This window comes from Pseudoalteromonas phenolica (genome assembly GCF_001444405.1).
GTDB lineage: Bacteria > Pseudomonadota > Gammaproteobacteria > Enterobacterales > Alteromonadaceae > Pseudoalteromonas > Pseudoalteromonas phenolica.
The window spans coordinates 2,164,685-2,175,999 of sequence record NZ_CP013187.1 but is presented as its reverse complement, the minus strand read 5'-3'; the positions used below and the strand labels follow the sequence as shown (position 1 = coordinate 2,175,999).

The window sequence follows — 11,315 nt, the reverse complement described above, 5'->3', positions numbered from 1 at the left end:
ATTTATTCTTTGTATTTTTCAGTTTACGTAAACGTAAACTCATCTTATTTATCCAGTAATCATCTGACGATTAAACTTTCATTAAAATGTCACCGGTGTCATTTGCTGTTTGTTAGTCTTGGTTTAACATATTTGTTGTTTTTATCTTCTCTTGGTGAATTTGTCTGACCAATGAGAAATATTCAAGTTAATGAATATCTATTCATAATTTTGTTGACTCAATTTTAAAACAAAGCTAGTTTGAATATCTGTCGGAACAATCGTCTTGTTCATTTCCGACCATTGATGTAGCAGGGGGAGGGGTGCATGCTATATGACTCTAAGTTAGAAAAAGATAATTGTGGTTTTGGTTTAATTGCTCAAATAAACGGGCAAGCAAGTCATAAACTGATCCGCAATGCAATTACAGGGTTAGACCGAATGCAACACCGTGGTGGTATTGCATCAGATGGTAAAACAGGTGATGGCTGTGGTTTATTACTGCAAAAACCAGACAGCTTCTTTAGAGCCATTGCCATTGAAAACGGTTGGCATTTAGGTAAAAATTATGCCGTTGGTATGATGTTCTTAAATGCTGATGAAACACTTGCATCTCAAGCCCGTAAAGTGATTAACGAAGAATTAGAAAAAGAAACGTTAACGCTCGTTGGCTGGCGAGTAGTACCAACTGAGCCAAGTATGCTTGGCCCGATAGCATTGAAGCAACTACCGAAATTCGAGCAGGTGTTTGTATCTGCACCTGAAGGTTGGCGTCCAAAAGATCTAGAGCGCCGTCTGTACATAGCAAGACGTCGAATTGAAAAACGCTTGCTTGAAGATGAACAGTTTTATATCTCGAGTCTTTCAGGTTTGGTAACGGTTTACAAAGGCTTAATGATGCCTGTTGATCTTCCAAACTTTTATCTAGATTTAGCAGATATGCGAATGAAAAGTGCAATCTGTGTGTTCCACCAACGCTTTTCAACTAACACGCAACCACGTTGGCCACTAGCACAGCCATTCAGATATTTGGCTCATAATGGTGAAATAAATACCATTGCTGGTAACCGTCAGTGGGCGAGAGCGCGTGCTTATAAGTTTTCTTCACCATTGTTACCTGATTTACAAACGGCCGCGCCATTTGTAAATGAAGAAGGTTCAGATTCATCAAGCCTAGATAACATTCTTGAATTATTCCTTGCCGGTGGTATGGATATTTTCCGTGCTATGCGCATGCTTGTGCCGCCTGCATGGCAAAAAAACCGAGCTATGGACGATGATTTACGTGCCTTCTACGATTTTAACTCTATGCATATGGAACCTTGGGATGGCCCAGCAGGTATCGTTATGTCAGATGGTCGATTTGCGGCATGTAACCTAGACAGAAATGGTCTACGTCCAGCGCGTTACGTGATCACCCAAGATGGCTTTATCACGCTTGCATCTGAAGTCGGTATTTGGGATTACACAGCCGATGAGGTGGTTGAAAAAGGCCGTGTTGGTCCAGGTGAGTTGCTTGTTATCGATACCCTTCATGGCAAGATTTGGCAGTCTGACGAAATCGATCAAGACTTAAAATCACGTCATCCTTACAAAACTTGGCTTGAGCAAAATGTTAAGCGTCTTACGCCTTTTGAAGACTTGTCAGAAGAAGATGCAGGTGTTCGCGATTTTGACGACGAGTTACTACTGACATATCAAAAGCTATTTGGCTATAGCAACGAAGAGTTAGACAACGTCATTCGAGTAATGGGCGAAAATGGCCAAGAGGCAACAGGTTCAATGGGTGACGACACCCCATTTGCTGTATTGTCTGAAGGACACCGCTCTTTGTATGATTACTTCCGTCAAAAATTCGCGCAGGTAACTAATCCACCAATAGACCCACTTCGTGAAAACCATGTGATGTCATTAGCGACTTGTATTGGTCGAGAGCAGAATGTATTCAACGAAACAACAGGTCATGCAAAACGCCTTCAGTTCGCCTCACCAGTACTGACTTTCTCTGATATGCAGCAGTTAGTGAATGCGGATGATGAACATTACTGCGCATGCAAAATTCAACTGAACTATGACAGAACTGAATCTTTGAAGTCAGCATTAGAACGAGTTTGTGATGAAGCTGAGCAAAAAGCTCGATCTGGTTGTGTCATGTTGGTATTGAGTGACAGAAATATCAGCAAAGATATGTTACCAATTCCTGCTGCTATGGCAGTGGGCGCAGTGCAACAGCGTTTGGTAAATACTAATTTACGCTGTGATGCCAACATCATAGTTGAAACGGGCAGTGCGAGAGATCCACATCAGTTTGCCGTGTTATTAGGGTTTGGTGCGACTGCGATCTACCCATATTTGACATACGAAACACTGGTCGCCATGTGTGACAGTAAAGTGATTGATAAAACTTACCGCGAGGTGACGCTGGCTTATCGTAATGCCATCAATAAGGGCCTGTTTAAGATCATGTCTAAGATGGGGATCAGTACAGTCGCGTCATACCGTTGCTCAATGTTGTTTGAAGCTGTGGGTTTATCAGATGATATTGTTGAAATGTGTTTTAAAGGTGTGGCAAACCGTATCAAGGGTGCAGATTTTGAAGATTTTGCCTATGAGCAAGCACAGCTCCATAAGCTTGCTTTTAGCAAACGCAAATTATTGTCACATGGTGGATTATTAAAATTTGTCCACGGTGGTGAATATCATGCGTACAACCCTGATGTGGTACAAACATTACAAGTTGCGGTTAAATCAGGAGAATATCAAGATTATCTAAAATATGCTGATCTTGTTAATAACCGTCCAGTGACAAACATTCGAGATTTATTAGCGCTTAAATCAGATATTAATTCAGTAAGCGTTGATGAGGTTGAGCCAGCTACAGAGTTATATAAGCGTTTTGACTCAGCAGCCATGAGTATCGGTGCATTATCACCAGAAGCTCATGAAGCGCTGGCAATTGCCATGAACCGCTTAGGTGGGTGTTCGAACTCAGGTGAGGGCGGTGAAGATAAACTGCGTTTTGGAACAGAGAAAAACTCTCGTATTAAGCAAGTAGCTTCAGGCCGATTCGGTGTCACTCCGCATTACTTAAGAAATGCAGATGTTATTCAGATCAAAGTTGCACAGGGTGCAAAACCTGGTGAAGGTGGTCAACTACCTGGTGAAAAGGTAACGCCTTACATTGCTAAATTACGTTACTCGGTACCTGGGGTGACACTAATTTCGCCACCACCGCATCATGATATTTACTCTATTGAGGATTTAGCTCAGCTTATTTTCGACTTAAAGCAAGTTAATCCAGAAGCGATGATCTCAGTTAAGCTGGTATCTGAGCCGGGTGTCGGCACAATCGCAACGGGTGTTGCCAAAGCTTATGCTGATTTAATCACGATTGCAGGTTATGACGGAGGTACAGGGGCAAGTCCATTAACATCGGTTAAATATGCAGGTAGTCCTTGGGAATTAGGCCTTGCAGAAACTCAGCAAGCTTTAGTTGAAAACGGCCTTCGTCATCGTATTCGACTACAAACGGATGGTGGCCTTAAAACAGGTTTAGATATCATCAAAGCAGCTATTTTAGGTGCGGAAAGCTTCGGCTTTGGTACTGGGCCAATGGTTGCGCTTGGTTGTAAATATCTACGAATTTGCCATTTAAATAACTGTGCAACAGGTGTTGCAACTCAAGACGATACACTTCGTCAGAAGCACTATCATGGTTTACCTGAGATGGCGATGAACTACTTCAAGTTTATTGCCCAAGAAGCCCGTGAAATCATGGCGCAATTAGGCGTAACTCGTTTAGTCGATTTAATTGGTCGCACTGATTTACTAGAAATGATCGAAGGCAAGACGAGCAAGCAAAGCAAGCTAGATTTATCAGACCTGTTAGCCAAGCCGAATAACCCAACTAATGAGACTTTATACTGCTCAGCAGCGAATACCTCTCATTATAAGGGGGAGCTAAATGAACTACTGCTATCAAAAGCACAAGCTGCAATTGAGAGTAAATCAGGTATTTCATTGGTGAATCGTATTAGCAACACCGACCGTTCTGTAGGCGCGATGCTGTCTGGTTACATAGCCAATTTACATGGCAACCAAGGCATGGCAGCAGACCCGGTGGCAATTGAACTACACGGCACTGCAGGTCAATCATTCGGTGTTTGGAATGCCGGTGGCCTTGAAATGACTTTGGTTGGTGATGCTAACGATTATGTCGGTAAGGGCATGGCTGGCGGTAAACTAGTCATTCGTCCACCAGTTGGTTCAAGTTTTGAGTCACACCAAGCAAGTATTGTTGGTAATACCTGCTTATACGGTGCGACAGGCGGTAAGTTGTTCGCAGCTGGTAAAGCTGGTGAGCGATTTGCGGTTCGAAACTCAGGTGTGACGGCAGTAGTTGAAGGCTTAGGTGACAATGGCTGTGAGTATATGACCGGCGGCGTTGTCTGCGTTCTTGGTAATGTCGGTATCAACTTCGGTGCAGGCATGACTGGTGGATTTGCCTATGTGCTAGATGAAAAAGCAGACTTCGAAAAGCGTATAAATCCAGAGTTGGTTGAAATTGTTGAGCTTTCAGAACTTAATGCCCATCAAGAGCATCTTCGCGGTTTAATTGCTGAGCATTTAGATCTTACGGGTTCTGCTCGAGCTGAACAGATTCTGGCTGAATTTGAATTATATTTGCCTAAGTTCAAACTAGTTAAACCAATTTCAAGTGATGTAAAAAGCCTATTAGGTCATCGTGCTCGCAGTAGCGCTGAATTAAGAGTACAGGCGCAGTAAGGGGAAGAGTATGAGCGAAAATGTTTACCAATTTATCGATGTTCAACGTGTTGATCCAAGAAAAAAACCAATTTCATCACGTAAGCAATCATTCGTAGAGATTTACGAGCCATTTTCACAAAAACAAGTTAATTCTCAGTCTGATCGTTGCTTAGACTGTGGTAATCCATATTGTGAATGGAAGTGTCCAGTTCACAATTACATTCCACAATGGTTAAAGTTGATCAGAAATGGCCGAATTTTAGAAGCTGCAGAACTGTCGCATCGAACAAACAGTTTACCAGAAGTATGCGGACGTGTTTGTCCACAAGATCGTTTGTGTGAAGGTGCATGTACCCTTAACGAAGAGTTTGGTGCTGTAACAATCGGCAATATCGAGAAATACATCACAGATACAGCCTTTGCTCAAGGCTGGAAGCCCGATATGTCGTATGTGGTATGGACAGATAAGAAAGTTGCAATTATTGGTGCGGGTCCTGCGGGTCTAGGTTGTGCTGATATTCTGGTGCGTAATGGAGTTAAACCTGTTGTATTCGACCGTAACCCTGAGATCGGTGGTCTGCTGACTTTTGGTATTCCATCTTTCAAACTTGAAAAATCAGTGATGGAAAATCGACGTGAAATTTTCACTGAAATGGGCGTTGAGTTTAAGTTAAATACAGAAGTTGGCAAAGATATCAGCCTTGATGAAATCATTGCTGAATATGATGCCGTATTCATTGGTGTGGGTACATATCAAAGTATGCGCGGTAACCTTGAGAATGAAGATGCCGAGGGCGTTTATGATGCTCTACCTTTCTTGATTGGTAATACTAACCGAGTGATGGGTTACGATGAAACTCAGCAGCCATATATCAGCATGGTGAATAAGAAGGTTGTGGTGTTAGGTGGTGGTGATACTGCGATGGACTGTGTGCGCACATCAATTCGCCAAAACGCGGCCCATGTTACTTGTGCGTATCGTCGTGACGAATCAAACATGCCTGGCTCAGTTCGAGAAGTAAAAAACGCCAAAGAAGAAGGCGTAAAATTCAAATTTAATGTTCAACCTAAAGGCATTGAACTAAACGCTGAAGGTAAAGTTGTTGGTGTTAAAATGGTTGAAACACGTTTAGGCGAGCCCGATGCAGCTGGACGTCAACGTGCTGAAGAAGTACCTGGTACTGAGCATGTGCTTGATGCCGATGCGGTGATCATGGCGTTTGGTTTTAAACCACATAATCTTGATTGGCTTGCACAATACGATGTTGAGATTAATAGTTGGGGTGGTGTCGTTGCGCCAGAACAGGGGGCATATACCCACCAAACAAGTAACCCTAAGATTTTTGCCGGCGGCGATGCAGTTCGAGGTTCAGACTTAGTTGTAACAGCTATTTTTGAGGGCCGTAATGCTGCTGAAGGTATTCTGGATTACCTAGAAGTTTAAAGTCCAATATTAAATATCTTTACCCAAAAAACCCAGTTTGCAAACTGGGTTTTTGTTATCCTATTCTCGCTTCTCGCTTATGCTGCTTGAATAGCTAGTAACTCTTTTGCACTTGCTCGGGTTGTTTCGCTAATCGATTCACCACCAATAAGACGGGCAATTTCGTCAACACGATGCGCATCTTCTAACGGCTTCATTGAAGTAAAAGTTTCCCCTTTGATAACTTTTTTACTGACAAAAAACTGTTGATGTCCACTACACGCAACTTGCGGTAAATGGGTGACACATATAACTTGCGTCGATTTTCCAAGTTTACGAAGTAATTTACCAACCTGAGAGGCGGTTGGACCAGAAATACCTACGTCGACTTCATCGAAAATAAGCGTTGGCGTTGTCACTTTTTCAGCGATTATCACTTGAATAGCCAAACTGATACGAGATAGTTCACCACCCGAGGCGACTTTTGCTAAAGCTTGTAAAGGTTGACCAGGGTTAGTTGAAACTAGAAACTCTATGGCATCAAAACCTTCACTATTCGGTCTGAGTTCTGGTTTTGGCTGCAATTCAATCGCAAACTTACAGTGCTTCATCGCTAAATCATCCATGCTCGCACTAATCAGCTTTTGTAGTTTTTTTGCCGACTGGCTTCGGCTATCACTCAGGGCCAGCGCTGCTTGTTGGTAAGCTGATAGTGTTTGAGCTATTTCTTGCTCTAGAATATCAATACGTGCGTTATCTGAGCTTATATTATCTAGCTGCGCTTTTAACGATTGATGATGCTCGTAAAGTTCTTCAGGTCTAACATGATGTTTACGCGATAGATCCATGATTTTAGATAGACGATCTTCGACTTCTTGTAATCTGAGCGGGTCTTGGTCAATTTGGTCTGCATAGTCTCGAATTTCGCGGCTTGCTTCTTCAACTTGTACAACGGCTTCCTCTAGCAACTGAGCGATGTTAGAGAGGCTACTATCAACACTGGTTAAACTATTGAACTGTTGTGCACTATGCTGGAGCTGGCTTAACACTGTGGTGCCATCTTGCTCGTACAAAGACATTAACTCATGTTGACAGGTGTTAATAATGGTTTGGCTGTGGCTCAGGCGATATTGCTCTTCTTCAATTTGCTTGAATTCATCAGCTTCAAGCGAAAACTCGTCTAATTCAGCCACTTGATATTCTAGCAGTTGCTGTTGTGCCGCTTTAGCCTGCTGCTCTTTTAAAAGTGTTGAATACTCTCGCTGTAATTGCTGATAATGTTGAAATTGATTTTTTACGGCAGTTTGTAGGTGAGTGTGTCCTGCATAGGCATCAATGAGATGAAGCTGATGTTCAGTTTTTAATAGTAATTGGTGAGCATGTTGTCCATGAATAGCGATTAAATATTCGCCTAACTCTTTAAGTTGACTGGCAGTAACTGAAACACCATTTATGTAACTCTTGCTGCGACCGCTTCGGCTAATGACACGACGTAAAATACAATCATGCTCATCGTTATTTAGCATGTGCTCTTTAAGAAATTGCTGAGCTTTAGGAAGTTGTTGAATATTGAATTGTGCCACTATCTGAGCACGGTCAGCACTCGGCCTGATTGCACCTGCATCCGCTCTTTCACCTAAGCAAAGTGATAGGGCGTCAATGGCAATAGATTTACCCGCGCCAGTTTCACCAGTGATGGCAGTCATGCCATCACGCCATTCGATATTTAGGTCATTTACGATTGCGAAATTACTAATTTCTAGACTGATCAACATATCTGTATATCCAAACAGTATTAATACTGTCAATTTATACAGTAGTTGAAAATAAATCAAGCAAGAAATTTATATTTGTGCAGCAGCGAGTTTGTTTGTTTCACTTTGGTTATGCTCACCTTCATCTCGCTCAGAATTTCCGTCTTCTTTATCATCAATATCTGTTATATCTGCAGTTTTTAATAAAGTTATCATCGCTGGTAATGACTCAAAATAAAAGTCTCTGTTGTAAGCGACGCCATTGGTTGGTAATTCTTTTGCAAAAGCAGTTAATGTGTCTTTTAAGCTATCCATGGTGTCTTTCTCACGATGCTTATGGACTTCTTCTCCGACAGTAAGAATAAACAATTCAACGATTCGTTCTAGCTGATTCAGATTGTCTTCTGAATGAGCTTGCACAACAAAAAAATTATTCACGATAGCATTTACAGTACCACTGTATTTTGATGGTAGAGCACCTGCGGCAACAAATTCAGATGTTTTTGTTTTAAAGTGCAGTGTTACTTCATTATGTCTTTGGTTAAAAATCTGCTTTTCAGCATTTTTTGCTTTTTGTCTATTATTTTCGATAACAAGATATACGCCTAAAAGTGTGATAAGTAACACAATTGTAGCGATAATAATGTAATTCATAACGTTTATACTTCCAGTAAGTTATGTACCTATTTTGAATGTTTTGTCAGACTTAGTAAAGTCTACTGCCCCAATTCAATTTCTGTCTAAGAACGTCATAGTATGAATAGCTTTTCGGATGAATCAAGCGTAAAGACTTTTCTGCTTTTTTAATAACCACTTCATCACCCGGTAAAACAGCTAAGACTACATGACTATCACAACTGACTTGTAAGCTATCAGTATTTTCCAAGCTAAGTTTTAACCTGACTTCTTTGTCGCCATCTACAACTAACGGCCTACTTGATAAAGTATGAGGGAACATAGGAACAAGTGCCATGGCATTTAATTCAGGTGTGAGAATTGGGCCTCCACCAGACAGTGAATAGGCTGTTGACCCTGTCGGTGTGGAGACAATTAGGCCATCTGAACGTTGAGAAAATACAAATTGATTATCAATAAAAGCTTCGAATTCAATCATGTGTGCCACTTTATCTGCGTGAAGCACAGCTTCGTTCATCGCGGAATTTGCACTTTTTAATTCATCGTGGCGATAAACTTCTACTTCCAATAGGAAGCGTGATTCAGCGATGAATTCGCCTCTTAGCACTTCTTCTAGTGCTGGTTCGAAGCCTTCAGGGTTTAGATCTGTTAAAAAACCCAGATTGCCACGGTTAACACCGATCACAGCGACATCAAAACGAGCCAGAACCCTGGCAGCACCAAGCATATTGCCATCGCCACCGATTACAATAGCTAGATCGCAGCGTTTCCCCAGCTCAACCAACTCTATGAGTCCTTCTGGTGCAATTTCTTTGACTTGTGCACCAACACGCTCTTCTACAAGTACCTCATATCCTAATGCTTGCAAAAAGGTATAAAGGCGGTGTAATGTCAATGCCGCACCTTTGTGATTAGGTTTACCTATTAAACCTATGGTTTTAAAAGGGCTTGTCATGATTATTTTCCTTGATTTAGTTAGCGCAAGACTAACCGAAAAACATCTAAGAGAAAACTGTTTTGATGGCCTGTGGATAGAGTATGAAATTAAGCCCTAGAGATCAGCAAATCTTTACTGCTGTGATGAGTATGTATTGCAATGGCGAAGGCCAACCTGTGCCGTCGAGTAAAATAGCCAAACAAAAAGGCATGGCAGTGTGTTCTGCTACTGTTAGAAATGCTATGGCAAGACTAGAAAAAGTAGGCTTACTCTGTTCTCCTTATACGTCAGCCGGAAGAATGCCCACAAGTGAAGGTTTTAAATTTTGGCTAAATGAATACTTCAATTTGCCTGATATTGGTCAATATTGGCAACCTGAACAATCTAAACTGGTTGAGTTAGCCCATTCGTTGAGTCAAAAATACCAAGTTTGTTGCTGCGTGGGGTTACCACAGGCTAGCTCACAGTTAATTTTCAGAGTTGAAGTGCTTGGTTTTGATAGTAGTTCTTGGTTGGTACTTTTAATTGATAGAGCAGGGCAGTCACAGAATATCTTGATTGATAAACCCGATTTTGAAACTGATGCACAGCGCTATCAATTTGCTTCTTGGATGAATACAGTGTTCAGTCAGCAGCCTTTGAAAGAAGGTTTACAACGCATGTTTGCGATGGCAAACAGCGCCCCTAAAACCTGTACTGCGCAATTAACACAATGGACTTCACAGTTGCACCAACAATTGGGATCAGATAACTGTATCTTACTTGGTGAGAGGCACCTATATAATTCCGTGGAGTCTGACAGTGAGCTTAATCTTGGTGTTGGGTTTCTTCACGATATAGAAGATAAGTTGGCGTTTAAAAATGGCTTATCACTTACCATGGGTAATGAATTGACAAATTATCAGCTAGGTAAAACCGTGATACTGAGTTTGCCTTATTTTGAAAATGGTGAATATCAAAGCCGATTTTGTGTTATCTGCTCAACTTCTGCGCCGATTGAAGCAATTATTGAAGAATTTTCGTTGGCGAGTACTTGAAACTGATTTTTCCATCCCCATAATGTCCGCAGTTGTAAGATTTTGGAGAAAAAAATGTCTGAGCAAAATAATGCCCCTGAGCAAGAAGTGGTAGATCCTGTTGAGCAAGTAGAAGTAGAACAAGAGCAAGCTCAAGAAGAGGTACAAACTGAACTGAGCCCAGAAGAAGAAATTGCAGGCTTATACGCTGAGCTTGAAGCAGCAAAACAGACAATTGTAGATCAAAAGGACAGTGTTGTTCGTGCCGCAGCAGATGTAGAGAACATTCGTCGCCGAGCAGCACAAGATGTAGAAAAAGCGCATAAATTCGCACTTGAGAAGTTCGCTAATGAGCTATTGCCTGTGATCGACAATCTTCACCGTGCGATTGAGTTTTCAGACAAAGAGAATGAAACACTCAAGCCTGTACTTGAAGGTGTTGAAATGACACTGAAGAGCTTTGAAGATGCTGTTGCTAAGTTTGGTGTTGAAACAGTAAATCCACAAGGTGAAGCGTTCAATCCAGATTTCCATCAAGCCATGTCAATTCAACCTAGCAATGATGTAGCACCAAATACAGTATTAGCAGTGATGCAAAAAGGCTACACATTAAACGGCCGTTTATTACGCCCTGCGATGGTAATGGTATCTAAAGCAGCTGATTAATCAGTTTCTTAATAAAAAATGAAACGGGCTCTCATGGCCCGTTTTTTATTGCTTAAATTACATTATTTGATTAAATGTTGATTTAATTACACTTCGGTTTATTAAGTATTACTGAGTGTTGATATAAAATAGCTATA

At 41.4% G+C, this 11,315-nt stretch carries 7 protein-coding genes; 4 read left to right on the top strand and 3 right to left on the bottom strand.

All coding sequences use genetic code 11. The features are described 5' to 3' along the window. Positions 1-306: 306 nt before the first annotated feature. Together gltB and PP2015_RS09530 are read left to right on the top strand one after the other, a co-directional pair. Positions 307-4,764, top strand: coding sequence for a glutamate synthase large subunit (gltB, locus tag PP2015_RS09535; protein ID WP_058030052.1), 4,458 nt, complete (start codon positions 307-309; stop codon positions 4,762-4,764). A 10-nt stretch (positions 4,765-4,774) separates the two neighbouring features. Then, complete coding sequence (locus tag PP2015_RS09530) at positions 4,775-6,190, top strand: FAD-dependent oxidoreductase (RefSeq protein WP_058030051.1); 1,416 nt, start codon at positions 4,775-4,777, stop codon at positions 6,188-6,190. Between the two features lie 77 nt (positions 6,191-6,267). Here the strand turns inward: PP2015_RS09530 and recN are convergent, their stop codons facing one another. The 3 genes from recN to nadK form a co-directional block, all read right to left on the bottom strand. Then, positions 6,268-7,944 carry a DNA repair protein RecN gene (recN, locus tag PP2015_RS09525; RefSeq protein WP_058030050.1) on the bottom strand — a complete coding sequence of 559 codons (1,677 nt, stop codon included), beginning with the start codon at positions 7,942-7,944 and terminating at the stop codon, positions 6,268-6,270. A 69-nt stretch (positions 7,945-8,013) separates the two neighbouring features. Continuing rightward, a complete protein-coding gene (locus tag PP2015_RS09520) occupies positions 8,014-8,577 on the bottom strand; it encodes a hypothetical protein (protein ID WP_058030049.1) in 564 nt (187 codons plus the stop codon). Between the two features lie 52 nt (positions 8,578-8,629). Next, positions 8,630-9,514 (bottom strand): NAD(+) kinase, encoded by an 885-nt coding sequence (nadK, locus tag PP2015_RS09515; RefSeq protein ID WP_058030048.1) that lies wholly within the window; start codon positions 9,512-9,514, stop codon positions 8,630-8,632. Between the two features lie 83 nt (positions 9,515-9,597). Here nadK and PP2015_RS09510 point away from each other — a divergent pair, with 83 nt between their 5' ends. Together PP2015_RS09510 and grpE are read left to right on the top strand one after the other, a co-directional pair. After that, positions 9,598-10,533, top strand: a complete 936-nt coding sequence (locus PP2015_RS09510) for a hypothetical protein (protein ID WP_058030047.1) — start codon at positions 9,598-9,600, stop codon at positions 10,531-10,533. 54 nt (positions 10,534-10,587) lie between these two features. Continuing rightward, the gene (grpE, locus tag PP2015_RS09505) at positions 10,588-11,178 is read left to right on the top strand and encodes a nucleotide exchange factor GrpE (protein ID WP_058030046.1); all 591 of its coding nucleotides are present in this window, start codon (positions 10,588-10,590) and stop codon (positions 11,176-11,178) included. Positions 11,179-11,315: the final 137 nt, after the last annotated feature.